Origin of the sequence: Collinsella sp. An268 (assembly GCF_002159765.1) — a bacterium.
Classification (GTDB): domain Bacteria; phylum Actinomycetota; class Coriobacteriia; order Coriobacteriales; family Coriobacteriaceae; genus Coprousia.
Genome location: NZ_NFJH01000011.1, coordinates 24,403 through 44,809 on the forward strand (window position 1 = coordinate 24,403; position 20,407 = coordinate 44,809).

At 66.4% G+C, this 20,407-nt stretch carries 15 protein-coding genes; 4 read left to right on the top strand and 11 right to left on the bottom strand.

Translation table 11 applies throughout. The annotated features are described in order from the left end of the window. The 5 genes from B5F70_RS08815 to B5F70_RS08835 form a co-directional block, all read right to left on the bottom strand. Positions 1-3,501 (bottom strand): DNA-directed RNA polymerase subunit beta, encoded by a 3,501-nt coding sequence (locus B5F70_RS08815; protein ID WP_256363457.1) that lies wholly within the window; start codon positions 3,499-3,501, stop codon positions 1-3. 235 nt (positions 3,502-3,736) lie between these two features. After that, the gene (locus tag B5F70_RS08820) at positions 3,737-4,780 is read right to left on the bottom strand and encodes a glycosyltransferase family 2 protein (protein ID WP_087205204.1); all 1,044 of its coding nucleotides are present in this window, start codon (positions 4,778-4,780) and stop codon (positions 3,737-3,739) included. Then, on the bottom strand, positions 4,781-5,686 hold the full coding sequence (locus B5F70_RS08825) for a UTP--glucose-1-phosphate uridylyltransferase (RefSeq protein WP_087205205.1): 906 nt from the start codon (positions 5,684-5,686) through the stop codon (positions 4,781-4,783). 221 nt (positions 5,687-5,907) lie between these two features. After that, positions 5,908-7,470: an aminotransferase class I/II-fold pyridoxal phosphate-dependent enzyme gene (locus tag B5F70_RS08830; protein ID WP_087205206.1), complete on the bottom strand. Its 1,563-nt coding sequence runs from the start codon at positions 7,468-7,470 to the stop codon at positions 5,908-5,910. 553 nt (positions 7,471-8,023) lie between these two features. Beyond that, on the bottom strand, positions 8,024-9,454 hold the full coding sequence (locus B5F70_RS08835; RefSeq protein WP_087205207.1) for an amidophosphoribosyltransferase: 1,431 nt from the start codon (positions 9,452-9,454) through the stop codon (positions 8,024-8,026). Between the two features lie 167 nt (positions 9,455-9,621). On the opposite strand from B5F70_RS08835, the gene B5F70_RS08840 reads away from it, so the two are divergent. Next, entirely contained in the window at positions 9,622-9,939 is a 318-nt protein-coding gene (locus B5F70_RS08840) for a hypothetical protein (RefSeq protein ID WP_087205208.1), read from the top strand. A 115-nt stretch (positions 9,940-10,054) separates the two neighbouring features. Here the strand turns inward: B5F70_RS08840 and B5F70_RS08845 are convergent, their stop codons facing one another. The 3 genes from B5F70_RS08845 to B5F70_RS08855 all read right to left on the bottom strand — a co-directional run bounded on the left by B5F70_RS08845 (position 10,055) and on the right by B5F70_RS08855 (position 13,903). Beyond that, entirely contained in the window at positions 10,055-10,711 is a 657-nt protein-coding gene (locus B5F70_RS08845) for a hypothetical protein (RefSeq protein WP_241145962.1), read from the bottom strand. A 111-nt stretch (positions 10,712-10,822) separates the two neighbouring features. Beyond that, positions 10,823-11,239 carry a peptide deformylase gene (locus B5F70_RS08850; RefSeq protein ID WP_087205209.1) on the bottom strand — a complete coding sequence of 139 codons (417 nt, stop codon included), beginning with the start codon at positions 11,237-11,239 and terminating at the stop codon, positions 10,823-10,825. A gap of 108 nt (positions 11,240-11,347) precedes the next feature. Further along, positions 11,348-13,903 (bottom strand): excinuclease ABC subunit UvrA, encoded by a 2,556-nt coding sequence (locus B5F70_RS08855; protein ID WP_241145963.1) that lies wholly within the window; start codon positions 13,901-13,903, stop codon positions 11,348-11,350. Positions 13,904-14,264: 361 nt separating this feature from the next. Between B5F70_RS08855 and B5F70_RS08860 the strand changes: the two genes are divergently transcribed. After that, positions 14,265-14,957, top strand: a complete 693-nt coding sequence (locus B5F70_RS08860) for a hypothetical protein (RefSeq protein ID WP_087205210.1) — start codon at positions 14,265-14,267, stop codon at positions 14,955-14,957. A gap of 179 nt (positions 14,958-15,136) precedes the next feature. Further along, a complete protein-coding gene (locus B5F70_RS08865) occupies positions 15,137-15,427 on the top strand; it encodes a GNAT family N-acetyltransferase (protein ID WP_087205211.1) in 291 nt (96 codons plus the stop codon). Positions 15,428-15,559: 132 nt separating this feature from the next. Here the strand turns inward: B5F70_RS08865 and B5F70_RS08870 are convergent, their stop codons facing one another. Continuing rightward, on the bottom strand, positions 15,560-16,150 hold the full coding sequence (locus B5F70_RS08870; protein ID WP_087205212.1) for a hypothetical protein: 591 nt from the start codon (positions 16,148-16,150) through the stop codon (positions 15,560-15,562). A gap of 295 nt (positions 16,151-16,445) precedes the next feature. Between B5F70_RS08870 and B5F70_RS08875 the strand changes: the two genes are divergently transcribed. Further along, positions 16,446-17,681 (top strand): MFS transporter, encoded by a 1,236-nt coding sequence (locus B5F70_RS08875; RefSeq protein WP_087205213.1) that lies wholly within the window; start codon positions 16,446-16,448, stop codon positions 17,679-17,681. A gap of 32 nt (positions 17,682-17,713) precedes the next feature. On the opposite strand, the gene B5F70_RS08880 is transcribed toward B5F70_RS08875, so the two are convergent. Both B5F70_RS08880 and B5F70_RS08890 read right to left on the bottom strand, forming a co-directional pair. Next, positions 17,714-18,847 (bottom strand): aldo/keto reductase, encoded by a 1,134-nt coding sequence (locus B5F70_RS08880; RefSeq protein ID WP_087205214.1) that lies wholly within the window; start codon positions 18,845-18,847, stop codon positions 17,714-17,716. Positions 18,848-19,362: 515 nt separating this feature from the next. Beyond that, a complete protein-coding gene (locus tag B5F70_RS08890; RefSeq protein ID WP_143753955.1) occupies positions 19,363-20,286 on the bottom strand; it encodes an ATP-binding protein in 924 nt (307 codons plus the stop codon). Positions 20,287-20,407 lie beyond the last annotated feature (121 nt).

A 20,407-nucleotide genomic window follows, 5' to 3' on the forward strand; every position in this document is an offset into this window, starting at 1 on the left:
CTACTCCTTCTCGGTGGTGGTGGCGGCGAGCTCGTCGATGAGGGCGTCGACGGCCTCAACGGAGGTGTCGAGCTCATCGATGGCGTCGAGGGCGTCGGTCGGGGCCGCCTCGGCAGCGTCCGCGGCGGGCTCGGCGGCGCGGGACTCGTCCGCGTCGTGCAGGGGCTCGATGTCGAGCGCGAGCGAGCGGATCTCCTTCACGAGAACCTTGAACGACTCGGGGAGGCCGGCCGTGGGGATGTTCTCGCCCTTGACGATGGACTCGTAGGTCTTCACGCGGCCCACGGTGTCGTCGGACTTGACGGTCAGGATCTCCTGCAGCACGTTGGAGGCGCCGTACGCGTAGAGCGCCCAGACCTCCATCTCGCCGAAGCGCTGGCCGCCGAACTGGGCCTTGCCGCCGAGCGGCTGCTGGGTGACGAGGCTGTAGGGGCCCGTCGAGCGCGCGTGGATCTTGTCGTCGACCATGTGGCCGAGCTTGAGCATGTAGCTCGTACCCACGGTGATGGGCTCGCGGAACTCCTCGCCGGAACGACCGTCATAGAGCGTGGTCTTGCCGCGCTCGTCGAGCTGCGTCACAAAGCGGGCGTCCATGTGGTCGCCGAAGCGCTCGTGGGCGAGGTTCATGAGGTTCTTGTTGGCGCGACGGATGACCTCGGCGATCTCGTCCTCCTTGGCGCCGTCGAACACGGGCGTGGAGACAAAGAACGGGCCGGGCACGTACTTGTCGGAATCGGCGTTCTCCGGATCCCAACCACAGGCGGCGGCCCAGCCGAGATGGCACTCGAGCAGCTGGCCCACGTTCATACGCGAAGGCACGCCCAGCGGGTTCAAGATGATGTCGACCGGGGTGCCGTCGGCCATATAGGGCATGTCCTCCACCGGCAGGATGGTGGAGATGACGCCCTTGTTGCCGTGGCGGCCGGCGATCTTGTCGCCCTGCTGGATCTTACGGCGCTGCGCCACGTAGACGCGCACCTGCTCGTTGACGCCCGGGGTGAGGTCGTCGCCGGCGTCGCGGCTGAAGCGCACGACGTCGATGACGCGGCCGTAGGCACCGTGCGGCATCTTGAGCGAGGTGTCGCGCACGTCGTGCGCCTTCGCACCGAAGATGGCCTTGAGCAGGCGCTCCTCGGCGGTCTGGGTGCTCTCACCCTTGGGCGTGACCTTGCCGACGAGGATGTCGCCGGGGCCGACCTCGGCGCCGATGCGAATGATGCCGTCCTCGTCCAGGTTGGCGAGCATCGACTCGGAGAGGTTCGGCACCTCGCGGGTGATCTCCTCGGGGCCGAGCTTGGTGTCGCGGGCGTCGATCTCGTGACGCGAGATGTTGATGGTCGTGAGCAGGTCCTCGGCCACCACGCGCTCCGAGACGATGATGGCGTCCTCGTAGTTGTAGCCTTCCCAGCTCATGTAGGCCACGGTCAGGTTCTGGCCGAGGGCGAGCTCGCCGTGATCGGTCGAGGGGCCGTCGGCGATGGGCTGGCCCTTTGCCACGACATCGCCCACGTGCACGAGCGGACGGTGGTTGATGCAGGTCGACTGGTTGGAGCGCTCGTACTTGGGCAGGTGGTACTCGTCGAGGCCCGCATCGGACTTGATGGTAATCTTGGCGGCGTCGGCGAAGATGACCTCGCCGGCGTGGCGCGCGAGCGTGACCTCGCCGGAGTCGAGGGCGGCGCGGCGCTCCATACCGGTGCCGACGTACGGGGCGACCGGATGGATCAGCGGCACGGCCTGACGCTGCATGTTGGCGCCCATGAGGGTACGCTTGGCGTCGTCGTGCTCGAGGAACGGAATGAGGGTCGCGGCGACCGAGATCATCTGGCGCGGCGAGACGTCCATGTAGTCGACGTCGTCAACCGGCACGTCGGCCGGCGCACCGAACGAGCCGTCGAAGTCGCGCGTACGGGCGACGACCGTGTGCGGGCGCACGAGGTTGCCCTCGGCGTCGACCGTCACGAACTCCCCCGTCTTGGGGTCGACGGGCGTCGAGGCGGGCGCGATGATGTGGTTCTCCTCCTCATCGGCCGTCATCCAGTCGATCTGGTCGGTCACCTGCCCGTTCTCGACGCGGCGGTACGGAGCCTCGATGAAGCCGTACTCGTTGACGCGCGCAAAGAGCGCGAGGCGGCCGATAAGGCCGATGTTGGGGCCTTCGGGCGTCTCGATGGGGCACATGCGGGAGTAGTGCGAGTTGTGGACGTCGCGGACGGCCGTCGGCACGTTGGTGCGGCGGCTGGAACCGGACTTGTGGCCCGCGAGGCCGCCGGGGCCGAGCGCGGAGAGCGTACGCTTGTGCGACAGGCCCGTGAGCGGGTTGGACTGGTCCATGAACTGCGAGAGCTGCGAGGAGCCGAAGAACTCCTTGATGGCCGCCACGATGGGGCGGATGTTGATGAGCGACTGCGGCGTGATCTCGTCGATATCCTGCGAGCTCATGCGCTCACGGACGACGCGCTCCATACGGCTCATGCCGATGCGGAACTGGTTGGCGACGAGCTCGCCGACGGTGCGGACGCGACGGTTGCCAAAGTGGTCGATGTCGTCGGTCTTGAAGCCGGGCTCGCCCGCGGCGAGGGCGAGCAGGTAGCGCAGCGTCGCGACGATGTCCTCGTCGGTCAGGATCGAGACCTCCTCGGCCGTGGTGAGGCCGAGCTTCTTGTTGACCTTGTAGCGGCCCACGCGCGCGAGGTCGTAGCGCTGCTGATTGAAGAACAGGCCCTCGAGGAGGCTGCGGGAGGCGTCCACGGTGGGCGGCTCGCCCGGGCGCAGGCGGCGGTAGATCTCGATGAGGGCGTCCTCGCGGGTAAGCGCCGTGTCGCGCTCGATGGTGCGCTTCACCACGTCAGAATCGCCGAGGAGCTCGAAGATGTCGTCGTTGGTGACGGCGATGCCGAGGGCGCGCAGGAACATGGTGGCGGACTGCTTGCGCTTGCGGTCGATGGAGACCACGAGCTGGTCGCGCTTGTCGACCTCGAACTCGAGCCACGCGCCGCGGGCCGGGATGACCTGGGCCTTGTAGACCTGCTTGCCGCCGTCCATCTCCTGGGAGTAGTACACGCCCGGCGAGCGCACGAGCTGGGAGACGACGATGCGCTCCGTGCCGTTGATGATGAAGGTGCCCCGATCGGTCATCATGGGGAAGTCGCCCATGAAGACGAGCTGCTCTTTGATCTCGCCCGTCTCACGGTTGGTGAGGCGCACGTCGGTCAGAAGCGGGGCCTGATAGGTCATGTCCTTCTCGCGGCACTCGTCCACATCGTGCGCGGGGTCGCCGAACTGGTGCTCGCCGAAGGTGACCTCGAGCACGTGGTTCTGGCTGCGGATGGGGCTGGACTCGCGGAAGGCCTCGCGAAGCCCTTCGGTCATGAAGCGCTCAAACGACTCTTTCTGCACCGAGATGAGGTTGGGGAGCTCCATCGCATCGGCGATCTTGCCAAAGCTGAAGCGCCCGCGCTCCGTGGGTGTTGCTTCCGGGATATACGTTGCGGTTGACACCAGGTGTTTCCTCCTTCTGGGAAGCGCTGTCCTTGAGGTCCCCGTCGCCTCGCGAGGCCGCGGCATGAGCGCCGCGTCCGGCACGTCGAGGCAGAGAGGGCCAACTATCGCAACCTAATAGTTTACTGGGGCACCTACCGCTCGGCAAGTTAGTTCTTGACGTGAGGCTCCATTTGGGGTAGCAAAATTAGTTTCAGCATAACCCGCTGATAGAGAGCTTAAATAGAACACATGTTCATGCGTTTTGTGTGGACCGGTGGCCCGACGCGTCCTCTGCGTCCCTCTGCGTGCGCTCCGCGACCAGGTACCGCGGGCGCCGCTTGGCCTCCAGATACGTCTTGCCCACGTACTCGCCGATGACACCCAGGCTCACCAGCTGCACGCCGCCCAAGAAGAAGATGGCCACGATCATGCTCGCCCACCCCGAGACCGCGCGTCCGGAAAGTGCCGTGACGACGGCCCAGAGGATGCCGAGGGCGCTGCCGAGGGCGATGACGAGGCCCAGAAGCGTGATGATGCGGATGGGCCGGATGGTGAGCGACGTCACGCCGTCGAGGGCGAGGCCGACCATGCGCCCGGCACCGTAATGGGAGCGCCCCGCCCGGCGGGGCAGGCGGCGGTAGCGCACCTCGCAGCTGCGAAACCCCACGAGGGGCACGAGGCCCCTGAGATAGAGGTTCACTTCCTGAAACGACGCGATGCCGGCGATGACCGGCGCGGCCATGAGGCGGAAGTCGGCATGGTCGGGCACGACCTCGGCGCCGAGGAGCGCCAAGAGGCGATAGAACGCGCGGGCCGTCATGCGCTTGGGAGCGGCGTCGCAGGAGCGGTCGGAGCGCACGCCAAAGACCACGTCGTAGCCCTCCCGGTACCGCGCGACCATCTCGGCGAGGGCGGCGGGGTCGTCCTGTCCGTCGGCATCGAGCGTCACGGCGGCGTCGCAGGCACCGCGCACCTCGTCGATTCCGGCCATGAGCGCGGCCTGCTGCCCGCAGTTGCGGCTGAGCCGCACGCCCCGCACGCGCCGGTCCGCGGCGGCGAGCGCGCCGATGGTCGCCCACGTGTCGTCAACCGACCCGTCGTCCACCAGCACCAGATAGCTCTCGGGCGCCGCGGAGCCCGCGGTCACGAGACGCGCCAGCGCATCCAAAAGAAGAGGCGCCGTGCCGGCAAGCACGGTCGCCTCGTTAAAACAGGGTATGACGAGCGCGAGAACCGGAGCGGGGCGCTCGGTGGATGAGCACGGCGGCAGAGCCGCGCCGGTCGACTCGGCCGTCATCTAGCGCTTGAGCCCGCCGCGCTCGTCGATGGCGTCCCAGAAGCCCTGGGAGAAGCGCGGGTCCGCCGCCGCCATGAGGGCGTTGGTGGCCATCCAGCCGGACGGGGTGCCGGTGTCGTAGCCCGAGAGCGGGTCGATGACGACGGCGTACATGGCCTCGCGGTCGAGCGAGCGCGCCATGGCGTCGGTGAGCTGCACCTCGCCGCCGGCGCCGGGCGCCTGGTCCTCGAGCAGGTCCATGACGAGCGGGCTCAGCAGGTAGCGGCCCACGATGTAGAGGTTGGAGGGGGCGTCCGCCGCATCGGGCTTCTCCACGAGGCCGGAGACGCGCCACACCGCGCCGGGCTCCTCGTCGGCCACGCCCTCGGCGCCCGCGAGCGAGCCCGCGCGGTCGCCGGCGATGACGCCGTAGCGGCTGACCTCCTCGGGCGCGCAGGGCGCGACGGCGATCACGCTCGCGCCGCCGTGCGCGCAGGAGACCTCGAGCATCTTGTCGCAGATGTCGCGGTTGGGGACCACGTAGTCGCCGAGCAGCACGAGGAAGCTCTCCCCGGCGACGGCGTCGGCCGCCGAGCGGATGGCGTGCCCGAGGCCCTTGGGCTTGTACTGGAAGCGGAAGTCCACGGGCAGCCCGCCCGCCTCGGCGACGGCGCCGGCGTAGGCGTCCTTGCCGCGGGCGCGCAGCAGCTGCTCGAGCGAGAGGTCGGGCTGGAAGTAGTTCAGGAGCTCGGGCTTGTTGGGGGAGGTGACGATGATGGCGTCGGTGACCTCGTCGGGCTCGAGCGCCTCCTCGACCACGTACTGGATGACCGGCTTGTCGAGGACCGGCAGCATCTCCTTGGGGGTGCACTTGGTGGAGGGGAGGAAGCGGGTACCGAGACCGGCGGCGGGGATGATGGCCTTCATGGGCAGAGATCCTTTCGGTGGCCGCGCGCGATGCGCACGGATACCGCCCGGCAAAGCGGGCGGCGCGTGAGAGGTGATCCTACATCACGGCATATTACCCCGCGGGCTTCGCCGGGCGACAAAACTCAACCAAACACCATGCCTCGGCGCGCCTACGCTCCGCGAGCGGTGCCATCTCGCGGGTAAGCGGTAGGGGCTCCACAGGCAGGCGGCATGCCGCCCTATGCCTGGCGGTAGTGGGCGAAGAAGTCGGCCAAGTCGGTGAGCGCCTCGCGCAGCACCTCCATGCGCGGCAGGTAGACGATGCGGAAGTGATCGGGCTTGTTCCAGTTGAAGCCGCCGCCGCGCGTGATGAGGATGCGCTTCTCATGCAGCAGGTCGAGCGCGAACTGCTCGTCGTCGGTGATGTTGAACCGCTCCACGTCCATCTTGGGGAAGATGTAGAACGCCGCCTTGGGCTTGACGGCCGTGATGCCCGGAATCTCGTTCAGCGCCTTGTAGACGTACTCGCGCTGCTCGTAGATGCGCCCGCCCGGCTCCACGTAGCGCTCTACGCTCTGGTAGCCGCCGAGCGCGGTCTGCACGATCGACTGCGCCGGCACGTTGGAGCACAGGCGCATGTTGGAGAGCATGTTGATGCCGTAGATGAAGTCGCGCATGCAGCGCTTGTTGCCCGAGAGGATCATCCAGCCGATGCGGTAGCCGGCGATCATGTGGCTCTTGGAGAGACCGGAGAACGTCACGCACGGCAGGTCGGGCGCAAGGCTCGCGATGGAGACGTGCTTGATGCCGTCCATGCAGAGACGGTCGTAGATCTCGTCCGAGAAGATCATGAGCTGGTGCTTGCGCGCGATCTCGACGATCTGCTCGAGCACCTCGCGCGGGTAGACGGCGCCCGTGGGGTTGTTGGGGTTGATGATGACGATGGCCTTGGTGTTGCTCGTGATCTTGGACTCCAAGTCGGCGAGGTCGGGGTTCCACTCCGCCTCCTCGTCGCACACGTAATGCACGGGCGTGCCGCCGGCAAGCGTGGCGCAGGCCGTCCAGAGCGGGTAGTCGGGGCTCGGAATGAGGATCTCGTCGCCGGTGTCGAGCAGGGCGTTCATGCACAGCTGAATGAGCTCCGAGACGCCGTTGCCGGTGTAGATACCGTCCATCGAGACGTTGGGGATATGCTTGAGCTGCGCGTACTGCATGATGGCCTTGCGCGCCGAGAAGAGGCCCTTGGAGTCGGAGTAGCCCTCGCAGTCGGGGAGCTGCTGACGCATGTCGGTCACGACCTCGTCGGGCGTGCGGAAGCCGAAGGGCGCCGGGTTGCCGATGTTTAGCTTGAGGATGCGCAGACCCTCGGCTTCCATGCGGGCCGCCTCGTCGGCCACCGGACCGCGGACGTCGTAGAGAACGTTATCGAGCTTGGCAGACTTGGTGAACTGACGCATGGGGGTACTCCTTTGCGAGGTAGCTTGATGAGAAGAGGCAGGTGTTGCAGCGGCCACAGACCGCGCGGTAGCTCGCGCGGCGGGCGCCGGTTGCGCTGCGGGCGCGTGCGCCGCCGGCGTTGCGGCGCCATCTGCCAGCCAGTCCTCGTCAACCGCGAGGATGTCCGCAAGAAGCGCGACGACGTTGCGCCGCGGCACCGTTTTGCCGCTCACATACTGGCTGACCTGGCTTTTACCGAGCTTCTTGCCGCGCTGGGAGGCAATGTGGATGAGGTCCGCCTGCTTTAAGCCGGCACGGGCCATCGCCTCGCTCAGACGCTCCGAGAACAGAGTTCGGTCAGGCATCGATCCTCCTCAAGTTCAATTTAAATTGAACGCTTCGTGCCAGTATGGCACAAATTGAGTTCAAAGTTCAATTTATTTTGAACTTTTGGATTCCAACACCGCGCGCTCATACACGGGCCCTGGCAAGGGGACCACTCTGTCGGGGCGATACGCCAAGCTGCACCCACCGCTAGAATGCAAGCGACCACTTACTTGCCACGCGCTTGCCGCGCGCGCGGCGCCCCTCCCGTTTGGTATACACAAACAACCGAGTCGTGTATACCTCAGCACGTTGTGTATACCTTACCCGGGGGTTATTTCTATCTCGCAATAATGTTCCCGCAGGTACATGGCTTGCGTGATGTCGACGGGTGTCCGAAAGGGCGAACCTAGGTATACCCAAGTCGGCCAGGTATGCACAAATAGGGAAATGACGTATACCCGCCGTGGGGCAAGCCCCCCGTCACGGCCCAAGGCGCTGAGCCGCAACCCTACACAGGGAAACACGGGTCGACAGCCGCCGCGCAACCGTCGACCCGTGTTTCCAAGGTAGCCCTACTGCCGCAACGGCATATTACTCGCGACCGTCCCAGCAGTAGGTGCAGACCTTCGTGGGATCGATGCCGATGGCCTCGAGCATGCCGGGCAGGCTCTGGTAGCCCAAGCTGTCGAAGCCGAGCTGCTCGCAGATCTTCTTCAGCATGCACTTGCCACGCTCGGTCGAGCTGTCGGCGTACTCGTCGAGATGCTCGTCGCCCTCAGGCCCCTCGAGCTCGCGCACCACGCGGCGCGCGATCAGGTCCTGGTCGGACTTGCCGCGCGAAAAGCTCAGGTACTTGCAGCTGTACATGATGGGCGGGCACGCGGAGCGCATGTGCACCTCGGTGGCGCCGGCGCTGTAGAGGAAGTCGACCGTGTTGCCAAGCTGCGTGCCGCGCACGATGGAGTCGTCCACCAAAAGAAGCTTCTTGCCCTCGATCAGCTCGGGCACGGGAATCTGCTTCATCTCGGCGATGCGGTCGCGCACCTCCTGGTTGGTGGGCATGAACGAGCGCGGCCACGTGGGCGTGTACTTGATGAAGGGGCGCGCAAACGTGGCGCCCGCCTCGTTGGCGTAGCCGATGGCGTGCGGCACGCCGGAATCGGGCACGCCGGCCACGTAGTCGACCTCGGGCAGCGTCCCGGCGGCGCGCTCGTCGCGCGCCATGACGGCGCCGTTGCGATAGCGCATGACCTCGACGTTTTTGCCCTCGTAATTCGAGTTGGGATACCCGTAGTACACCCAGAGGAACGCGCAGATCTTCATCTGGTCGCCGGCGGGCGCCACGGTCTCAAAGCCCTCGGGCGTGATGCGCACGATCTCGCCGGACCCGAGCTCATAGGCGTCCTCGTACCCGAGCTTGTGGTAGACGAAGCTCTCAAAGGAGATGCAGTACCCCTCGCCCGCCGCATCGCGGCCGATAAGGACGGGGAGGCGTCCCATCCGGTCGCGGGCGGCGAAGATGACGCCGTCCTCGGTCATGACGAGCAGGGTGAGCGAGCCCTCGACCGCCTGCTGGGCGAACTTGATGCCCTCGACCAGGTCGTCCTTCTGGTTGATGAGGGCCGCCACGAGCTCGGTGCCGTTGACCGCACCCGAGCTCATCGCCATAAACTGCGCGCCGCCCTGCTCGAAATACGCCTCGATCAGCTCGTCGGCGTTATTGATGATGCCGACCGTGGTGATGGCGAACGTCCCGTGCTTGCCGCGCACCAGAAGCGGCTGCGGGTCGGTGTCGCTGATGCACCCGATGCCGCTCGTGCCGTGAAAGCGCTCGAGGTCCTTGTCGAAGCGCGAACGGAACGGCGTGTTCTCGATGGAGTGAATTTCTTTTTGAAACCCGCCCGTCCCCTCGCAGAACACCATGCCCGCTCGACGCGTGCCCAGATGCGAATGGTAGTCGACGCCAAAGAACACATCGAGTACCACGTCGCGGCGCGAAGCCGCCCCAAAGAAACCGCCCATAGGGACCTTTCTCGCACGAAGTATCCTACGCGGTCATTATAGAAGGACGGGCGCGTCGAGGCGCCACCGTGCGGAAATTAACGGAAGGAAGACGGTTACAATGGGCGCACGGGTGCGCAGGGCGCCCGTCCGTGCACGGGGCACCGGCCCCCACCGAAAGGAGACCCATGGACATCCAGGCCATCATCGACCAGGTTATGACCGCCGTTGGCAACGCGCCCGAGAAGGCGGGCGAGATCCTCGCCGACCCCAAGGGCGCCATCGAGAACATCACCGGCCAGACGATCGGCGAGGGCGACCTCAGCCAGATCATCGACGGCGTTAAGGAGCGCATCGCCTCGGGCGGCATCGACCTGTCTCAGATCGATCTGTCGCAGATCGACCTGTCGCGGATCGACCTCTCGCGGATCGGCGGCCTTCTGGGCGGCGACGGTCCGCTCGGCGGCATCATGGGCGGCATCGGCAGCCTGTTCGGCAAGAAGTAGCGACGCCCGATAGAGTCACCTGACGGCAAGCGGCCGGGACGCGCATGCGCCCCGGCCGCTTTCGCTCTCTTTGCTCACGTCCCGCCACCGTGTGGGCGCGTGCAGGGCCGCCCTGTTAGAAGAAGCTCCACGAATCGTGCCGCAGGTACACGGCGACCTGACCCAGCTCGTCTAGATCGGCGACAAGCGTGACGGTCCAGTTGGCGGGGTTGATCACCGCCCCGCCGTCGTCGGTGATAAGCGTCAAGTCGGCCGGATCGATGTCCCTTGCTGTCAAGATGCGCTGAGCGTTTGCCCAGCTCTCACCGATGATGTCGATAAGGTCTGCGGCGCGCAGGTCGGAGGCATCCTCGTCATCGCGGTCCTCCGCCGCCATCTCGCTTATCGACGTTCGAATCGTCGCGATCTGCGCATGCAGACCGGAGACCTCGGTGCTGAGCGTGTGCACCTGCCAGGCGAGCACGCCGAGCCCGGCGCCCAGAGCCACGAGCACGACGGCGAGCGCGACCACGGCACGGCGGAGCCGGACGATGCGGCGGCCGAGCGCGGTGTCGCCTGCGTCCGCGCCGGGGGCGGGAGCACCGGCGCCCGGTGCGGACGGGGCCGCGGGCTGAGGAAGCGGCGCGGTACCTGCCTGCGGCGCCTCGACGGGGCCCGCGTCATCCGCCAGCACGGTCGTGGGCCGCTCTTCTGCCGGCGCCTCCGCCATAACCTTCGCCTCTGCGCAGTCGGCAGGGCGCTGCGCATCGTTCTGGGCTTCTTGCTGGGCCATGGGACGTCCTCCTCGCCACGTTCGCACCACCTGGGGCTGCCCGCCTACCGGGACATGCCGCGCCCGCCGCGGCGCCTCGCCTGCGCGCAGGGCCAGCTGCTGCCGCCGGCCCTACACCAGCTTGCCGGCGCAGTGGTCGATAGCGTGCTGCACGACCTCGGCCGTCCAGCCGGAGAGGCGCTTGGTGCGCGAAACCAGGTTCTCGCCCGCGAGGACCTGGTAGGCGACGGTGACCATCTGGAACCGGCGCACCTCCGAGAGGTCCTCGAGCGACAGGCAGCTCTCCTGCGTCTTATACGGCTGCGCGCCGCGCTTGATCTTGGGGTTGAGCATGACGGCGATGCGGTCGCCGTCGCGATAGGCGATGACGGCCTTGGTGGAGCCGATCTGGTTCGCCGCGAGGCACACGGCATCCTCGAGCGAGGCGAGCGTGTCGCGCAGGTCCTCGATGACCTGCGTGTCGGCCGCCGTGGCCTCCTCGGCCGGCTTGCTCAGAAACTCACGGTCCTTGACGATCTCCTTGATCATGGTTCTCTCCCTCTTGACGCCCGCGGGGCGGGACGTTCGGTGTCTGTACGGTCCACCTAGCATACCGGAACTTTCCCGCCCCGCAGGCGACAGATATTCCGGACCGCCCTAGGCGAGCTCCTCGGCGATGTAGCGGCCCGTGATGCTCTCGGGGCAGGCGGCGACCTCCTCGGGCGTGCCCGTCGCCACCACGCGGCCGCCCGCCTCGCCGCCGCCCGGCCCCAAATCGATCACATAGTCGGCGTTGGCGATCATGTCGAGGTCGTGCTCGATCACCACCACGGTCGCCCCGTGGTCGATCAGACGCTGGAGCACGCCGAGCAGCACCTCCACATCAAGGGGGTGCAGGCCGATGGTGGGCTCGTCAAACACAAAGAGCGCGTCGTCCTGGCTGCGCGTGAGCTCGCTTGCCAGCTTTAGGCGCTGCGCCTCGCCGCCCGAGAGCGCCGGCGTCGCCTCGCCCAGGGTAAGGTAGCCGAGGCCGAGGTCGGAGAGCGTGCGGAGCTTGGCGAGAGCGGAGCGCATGCCGGAGCCCGCGAGTGCCTCGCGCGCCTGGTCGACGGTGTAGCCGAGGATCTCGGGCAGGCTCAGGTCGCCGGCGAGCTTGATGGCAGAGGCGTCCCGGCCGTACCGCGTGCCGCCGCAGTCGGGACAGGGAATGTCCACATCGGGCAGAAACTGCACGTCGAGAGAGATCTGCCCCGTGCCGTCGCACGTGGGGCACCTGAGCGACCCGGTGTTGTAGGAGAACGCGCCGGGCTTGAGGCCGCGCTCGCGCGCGACGGGCAGCTTGGCGAACGCGCGCCGCAGGTCGTCGAGCACGCCGGAGTAGGTTGCCACCGTGGAGCGCACGTTGGCGCCGATGGGCGTGGCGTCGATAAGGTTCACGCGCCTGATTCCCGCCGCCGCAATGCTTAGCACATGCGCCGGAAGCGGGTCGCCAGCAACGGTTGCCGCGAGCGCCGGGATGAGGCTCTCGAGCACGAGCGTCGTCTTACCGGAGCCGGAAACACCCGTCACCGCGGTGAGACGCCCCCGGGGAATGCGCACCTCGAGCGGTTTGACCGTATGGATCGCCCCTGTCGCGAGCTCGAGCGCCCCCTCCGCAAACACGGCGTCCGCCGCGCTGCGCTCGCGCGTGCGCACCCGGCACGCGCCCGATAGGAAGGGGCCGATGCGCGTCGCGGGTGTCGCCTCCACCTCGGCAACCGTGCCCTGCGCGATAACCTGGCCGCCCGCCGCGCCCGAGCCGGGCCCGATCTCTACCAGATGGTCCGCGTGGCGCAGCACCCGCACGTCATGGTCGACCAGCACCACGGAGTTTCCGTCAGCCAGCAGGTCGTCGACCACGCCGAGGAGCCCCTCGACGTTGGAGGGATGCAGCCCGATGGAGGGCTCGTCGAGCACGTAGAGCACGCCGCAGGTGCGGTTGCGCACCGCGCGGGCGAGCTGCACGCGCTGGCGCTCGCCGGTGGAGAGGGTCGAGCTCGCGCGATCGAGAGCGAGATACCCCAAGCCCAGCTGCTGCAGGCGGCAGACGGGCTCGGTCATCTCGGCCACGATGGTCGCGGCCATGGGGCGCATCTCCTCGGGCATGAGGTCGGGCACCGTAGGCACCCAGGCTGCGAGTTCATCCAGCGTCATGTGCGAGGCCTCGCCCAGATTCATGCCGTCCACCATGGGGCCGCGCGCCCGTGCCGAGAGCCGGGTGCCCCCGCAGTCCGGGCATACGTCCTCGCGCAGAAAACGCGCCACCCGCGCGAGCCCCTTCTCGTCCTTGGCCTTGGCGAGCGCGTTCTCCACCGTGTATACCGCGTTGTAGTACGTGAAGTCGAGCTCGGCGAACTCCCCGTTCTTCGCACGGTACAGAATATGCTTCTTCTCGGCGGGACCGTGGAAGACGATGTCGCGCTCCTCGGGCGTAAGCTCGGCAAACGGCACGTCGCAGCGCACGCCCATCGCGGCGCACACCTGCTTCATGAGGTCCCACATGAGTGAGCCCCAGGGCAGCACGGCGCCCTCGTTGATGGATTTCGACTCGTCCGGCACGAGCGTCGCCTCGTCGACGGTGCGCACGATGCCCGTCCCGCCGCACGTGGGACAGGCGCCCCCGCTGTTGAAGGCAAGGTCCTCGGCGCCGGGGCCCATGAACTCCCCGCCGCATACCGGGCAGCGCGTCGGCACCATGAGGGCCACGTCCATGGAGGGCGGCACGTGCGCACCGCAGTGAGGGCACTGATGGCTCCCCAGACGCGAGAACAGAAGACGCAGGTAGTTGAGGAGCTCGGTCGAAGTGCCAAACGTGGAGTGCACCCCGGGGATGCCCGGGCGCTGGCGCAGGGCGAGTGCGGCCGGCACATGCCGGACCTCGTCCACCGTGGCGCGCGCAGTCTGGCTGATGCGCCGGCGCGTGTAGGTGGAGAGCGCGTCAAGGTAGCGGCGGCTTCCCTCGGCGTAGAGCGTGCCGAGCGCGAGGGAGCTCTTGCCGGAGCCGGAAACCCCCGCGATACCCACAAGGCACCCGAGCGGGATATCGATATCGATGTTCTTGAGGTTGTGAACGCGCGCGCCGCGCACCTCGATGTGCGTGGGCGCGGCGTAGTGGCGACCGGCCGTCATGGCGGTTGCCGGGCTCTGCCTGCCGCTCAGCTCGTTCTGCCCCATCGCTGGTCCTCCCCTGCCGACGTTGTCCGTAACCTACGGTAGCACGACGCGGAGCGCCGGGGCACGGAACAGCGTTTCGCGCCTGAGGCCACCGTAGCGATACCGGACGACCCGACTGGAGAGCCCGACTGGACGGCTCGACTGACCGGTATCGCTACGGCCGGCTTCGTCATTTGGTACCGTCGAAGCGCACCCGATCGTCGAGCGGTACATCTTGACGAAAGCAGTGGCCGGAACGCGCGATTTCTCGTCAAACGATACCGCTCGAAAGGAAGCGCGATCCTATAATGGCAGCGTCCTTGCATTCGGGCCCGACTGTCCACGCAAGCCAGCCGCGCGCCCGCATCGGAGAGGAGCCGGCATGGAGAACATCATCGGGCTAGGCGTTGGGCTCATCATCGCAGGCCTTGGCATCTACATGTGCGTGACGGGCGACGTGCGCCTGCTCCATGGCTACCATTACGCCACGACGCCTGAAAGCGAGCGCCCGCAGCTTGCAAGAGAGACCGGCGCGGGGCTCATCGGCTGCGGGGCGAGCTTCGCCTTTCTCGTACCGAGCTTTCTGCCCGATTGGCTGAGTATCCTGGGCGCGGTGCTCCTGGTCGCTTCGATCGCCGAGATGCTCATCGCCATCATCCGGCGCAACGGCGGCCTCGCAACCTTTCCCGGCGACACGCGACCCGGACTCTTTGCGAGCATGCACCCCGGCATCCGTATGGCGCTCGCCGTCTGCCTGGGGGCTGCGCTCTCGCTCATCGGCATCGTGCCGGGCGCGCAGATGATCGCAACGGGCGATGTGGGGTCGCTCCACAGCTATCATTACGCCCATGTCGCCGCTGCCGACCTCCCGCGGCTCGCAACGTGCGAGGGGGCGTGCATGATTGCGCTCGGTATCGCGCTGTTCTGCTGCGCGGTTGCGGGCGCCGGCATGCTGCGGCGGCCGATGCCGCTCTGGGCAAAGGCCCTTATGTGCCTCGGTGCGGCGCTCTTCACCGGAGCGCTCGCTGGCATGCTCGGGTTCATCATCTACTTCAACGGCTCGCTCATGGGATAACCGAACGGCAAACGGCGAACGACCCGCTTTGCCCGGCGAGCGGTGCCGGCGGACCGGGGAGTGTTACCGATGCGTTGCAAACGGCCGACGGCATCGGCAGACGGGTATCGGCGGGTACACGATGGATGCGTTTCGCGTATCCGCATGCGCCCCGAGGGCGCCCATTCGAAAGGCGAACCATGACTCGTATAGCCCACAATCAGATAGAGATCCATTCGCATGCCGTCCGCTACGTCGCACCCGACGGCACCACACTCGGGGAGGTGACCTTCCCCGACCGCGAGCCCGGCGTGGTCGAGATCGACCACACGTTTGTCGACGAGTCGCTACGCGGCCAGGGCGTCGCCGGCATGCTGCTCGAGCAGGCGGCGCGCGAGCTCAAGGAAACCCACCGCAAGGCGCGACCCACCTGCTCCTATGCGGTAGGCTGGTTTGAGCGCCATCCCGAGTGGGCGGAACTTGTTGCCTAACCCCAAACGAGTATCACGCTCCGCGGCAACGCCCCGCTCCCGGCGTCTTTCCCCTGCACCGCACGGGCCCCGTATCGCTCCGATATGGGGTCCGTCCTCATTTCCCGCTTCCAGCGTTCCCGCCGGTAGCCCTCAGAGCGACTCGATGGCGAGCACGGTCTTAGAATGCGGCAGATACGTGACTGAGGCCCGCCTCACGGCCGGGTCCCACCCCTCGCATGCGGCGCGGTCGATTGAGAAGATGTGAAGCTCGCCCGCGGCATCCACGCCCTGCAGCTTATAGAAGACCGAATACTCGTATCCATCATCCACCACGGTCTCGACCTCGCTGAGCGTGATGGTGGATGGACGGGCGAGATACGGGATGTCGAGTATCGGCGCCGCCACAAAGATCCACAGCAAAAGGACCGCGGCGGCCGCCAAGGCGAGCATCGCCGCGATGCGCTTGGGCCACGAGGCCAGCGAGACGGCCCCTCGGCCCAAGACGCTGCCCGCATACCCGACGATGAAAAGCGCCGCCACCGCCACGAAGTACTGGGCGGCGGCACCCGGCGCGCCCATGACGAAGTTGCCCTCCCCGCGCTGCATCAAGAAGAAGAAACCGATGGCAACAAGCACAGCCGCGAGCACCCCGAACGCGATCTTCACGGCGGGCAGCGGAAGGGCGATGGGACCCCCTTGCTCCCGATGGAGACGCTCTCGAAACGGGTTTTCAGGGGACATGGGGCCTCCCATCCTCGGCAGACGACCGCACCGGACGGCGCGGCGGCGGACGTCGATGCGCGGCATCACGCCTCTATTGGATAGCGTAGAGCGCGAGTCGGCCGCTCATTGTCTGCCGCCCCAAACGAGACCGTACCCTTACCTCCCCCAGACGGCCGCTTTACGTACGGGCCCGCCGCGGCGCGCCTGTAACCCCAAGAAGAGCGGCCCGGGCCGCCGCCGCGCGCCGCACGTGCTCCCCCTTTGCAGCCCATACCTGCTACAATCACCGCGTTTGCCCGTTTGAAAGGAATGTATGAGCACCACCGGCACGCCCCGTATCACGCCCGCATCCGCCACCGCGCCCTCGCCGTGGCGCGCGCGTCTCTCCATCGCCCTTCTGGTCGTCCTCGGCTTCTCGCTCGGTTGCTCGGAGTTTGTCGTCATTGGCATCGAGACCGAGCTTGCCGACGCCTTTGGCGTCACGCTCTCGCGCGTGGGCGAGCTCATCAGCTTCTTCTCGGTCGCCTATGCCGTGCTCACCCCCACGCTCGCCATCACCACCGGGCGCTTTCGCCGCTACCCGCTGCTCGCGGTGTACGTGGCGCTCTTCTGCCTCGGTAACGTCGCCATGACGTTTGCGCCGACGTTTGAGATTCTGCTCGCCGCGCGCGTGTTACTGGGTGCGGTCTCGGGTGCGCTCCTCGCCCTCGGCGTCACCTACATCCCCGAGCTCGTGGGGGTCGAGCGCACGTCGATGACCATCTCGGTGGTCTACGCGGCGATCTCCGTCGCCATGGTGTTCATCACCTCTGCCGGCAAGATGATCGCCCACACCCTCGACTGGCACCTCGTGATGGTCGCCTCGCTCGCACTCGCCGTCGCGACGAGCGCGGCGCTGCTCGCCGTCCTCCCCCGCTCGGGCTCCACCGACGAGCCCGCCACCATGCGCGAGCAGGCGTCGCTCTTAACGGAGCCGCAGGTGCTCACCGGTGCGCTCATCTTTGTGTTTGGCGTGGGCTCGGTCTATGTGCTCTACGGCTACATCACGCCCTATCTCGAGACGGTCGTGGGGCTCGACGCCATGAGCGCGAGCACCGTGCTCATGGCCTATGGCGTAGCGTGCTTCTTCTCCAACCTGCTCTCCGGGTGGGCGGACGGGCGCTTTGGCCTCAAGGCGCTCATGGTGAGCTTCCCCATCCAGGCAGCACTGCTCGCGCTCGTCTGGCTCGCCGGCCCCTCGCCGGTGGCCGCCATCGCGAGCATCCTCGCGGTGGGGCTCTCGATGTACATCGTCTCGGTGCCGTGCATCTCCGTCTTTATGAAGGCGGCGCGCCGCTGGCACCCCAAGGCGCTCACCCTTGCGAGCTCGCTCGAGCCGACGGCGTTCAACACCGGCATCGCCTTTGGCACCGCGGTGGGCGGTGCCGTGGTGGGCGGCATCGGCATCGCGCACGCAGGGCTCGTGGGCGCGGCGTTCTCGCTCGTCGCGTTCGCCCTCACCGGCATCACCCTGGTGCTCGACCGGCGCCGGAGCGTCGAGCGGGCGTAGCGGCAACCTTTTCTGTGCAAGCGCCCGTGCGCCTACGCGTCGAACGCCTCCGCGCAGCGCTGCAGCAGCTCGATGATCGGCAGGTTCTGCGGGCAGGCGCTCTCGCACTGGCCGCAGGCGATGCAGTCGCCCGCCCGGCCCGCGCCCTCGGCAGAGACGGCATCCTCGTAGCGGCGACGCGCGCCCTCGGCATCGTCCCACACGAGCTTGCGGTTGTAGGCCGAGAAGATATCCGGTATGGGGATGTGCATGGGACAGCCGTCGGTGCAGTAGTGGCACCCCGTGCACGGGATGGAGTCGATGGCGGCGAGCTCCTGCTGCGCCCTCTCTATAACGGCGCGCTCACTGTCCGTCAGCGGCTTGAAGTCGCGCATGTAGGAGACGTTGTCCTCCACCTGCGCGAGCGTCGACATGCCGGAAAGCACCGTGATGATGCCGTCGAGCGACGCGGCGAAGCGGATGGCCCACGAGGCGCAGGACGCGGCGGGATCCGCCTCGCGCAGGATATCCGCCACCTGCGGCACTGGGTTGGCGAGCAGCCCTCCCTTGACGGGCTCCATCACCACCACGGGCACCTGGTGCTTGCGCGCGACCTCCCAGTTGGCGCGCGACGCCTGCTTGGGGTCCTCCCAGTCGGCATAGTTGATCTGCAGCTGGATAAAGTCGACATCGGGGTGTTCGGTCAAGAGCTGGTCCAGCAGCTCGGGCGAATCGTGGAACGAGAAGCCCCAGTGCTTGATGAGGCCGGCGTCGCGCTGCTCCTTCACAAAGTTCCATGCGTCGTACTCGTCGTACTTCTCGAGATTGCCCTTCTGCAGCGCATGCAGCAGGTAGAAGTCGAAGTACCCCGCGCCCGTGCGCTCGAGACTCGTAAAGAACTGCTGGTGCGCCGCCTCTTTGTTGGGCGCCTGCATCCACGCGTTGAGCTTGGTGGCAACGCTAAACGAGTCGCGCGGGTAGCGGTCGATGAGGGCGGCCTTGAGGGCCTTCTCCGACTCGCCGTTGTCGTAGACGAAGGCGGTGTCGAAGTACGTGAGGCCCGCGTCCATAAACCGGTCGACCATCTGCTTGGTCTCATCGATGTCGATGGTCCCGTCGGCGAGCTTTGGCAGACGCATGAAGCCAAAACCGAGCTTGGGCGTGGATTCTCCGAGATAGCGGTCCATGTTCTCCCCTTTCCTACCGCCGGCAGGCGCTTGCCGGCGACGCGCTCCGCGTATCCACCGCGGACGTACGGTGATCAGGCTCCTTATTCCCTTGGAGTGGGCTCAAATAAACATACGGACGACGCGCATGGTGAGGATGAGGCCTATCTCGTATCGCGCATCTTGAGGGCAATTCACAACGAGCCGAATCGAAGCCTCTCTTTGTCGGGCGCTCGAAATGAACCAATACTTTTGGCGTCTCTCCGCCCTCGATGAGCTGAGAATGAACGACTTCCGTCTCATCTTCGAGCGTGACGTAGGGGTACATCATGGGCGCCACCTCCACGTGATTTGCCTTGCGCCATACCCAGCATATTCACGGCATCTCCCCATGCTGGCGAATCTCAAACACCGCGCAAGGCTCACGACGAGCCGCAGATTCTCGCCGTGCGAACCCTCGTCGAGATGTTGTCCGCCTCTTGACCTCTCCCAAATCACCCATCTCGGAAGCCATGCGCCGCTCTTGATGAGCTGCGCTAGGCGGTCAGCTCGTAAACGGTGCTTCTGCCCGCTCCGCGTTTCTGGACAAGCCCGCGCTTGATCAGCTCGCCCAACATGCGAATCGCCGTCGTCTGCGAGACCCCCAGCGCCTTTTGCACCTCGCTGCGCGTCCGGGCCCCGTCATGCAAAACAGCCAGCAGACGGTTTCCCGCAATCGAGTTACCGTCATCCCCCGCTTGGTCACCTGCACCCAAAGGAGCATTGCGGTTGGGAAGCAACACCGTGAAGGTGTTCGGCGTCAGGCGGATTTGAGGCGAAACGTCAGACCCATCATAGCTTGCGCGGATGCGGCCGATTCCTGTTCCGTACGCCTCGATGAGCTCAAGCCTGAACAGGACGTTCGCGAGCATCTTGTTACGCGGGATCGAGATGTGCGCGTCTAGATCCGCCTCCTCTATCCCTAAGGGCAGCCCTCCCGGCGAGACGATCTCCATCCCACCTGGCATAACCGAGACAAGCGTCGGTCCCGAAAGTGCATATTCTCGGTGCGCAACAGAATTGACCAGCGCCTCACGCATAGCAACCGGCGGCACATCATAATAGTCGGTGCGCTCAAGCCCTTCGAACGTCGTGCGGAAACGGTTGCAGCGCTCCATGAAGGCGTAGGCATCCGCCAGCTGCTTCAATACAGAACCCGCGTACTCCTCTCGCGACATAAAGGTATTGCGCGCGTCATCCGCAAACTGGGCAGCCTTCACGGTCGGTGGGCATTGGTCCGAAAGCAGTAGCCCTAAATTGGTATAGGTGCCATCTGGGAGCGCGATGCCCAGCGTCCGAAACTCCCCCTCACCAAATGCCAGACCCTTGCGTGTAAACTCATCGCTGGCATAGGCAAAGGTCAGATCTTGGCGCAGCGAAGGACGCACCTCGAAGGCGTCTCCTTCCGTCTCCTGCACCATGCGCAGAATCGCCGTCTCTGTAGCAGGGACGCTCGACGCCCCACTTCTCACAAAGACCCCCTCTGATCGCGGCCTATCGATGCGAGGTAATAAGGGCGTCTGAACTCAGTATGTGCGCTTG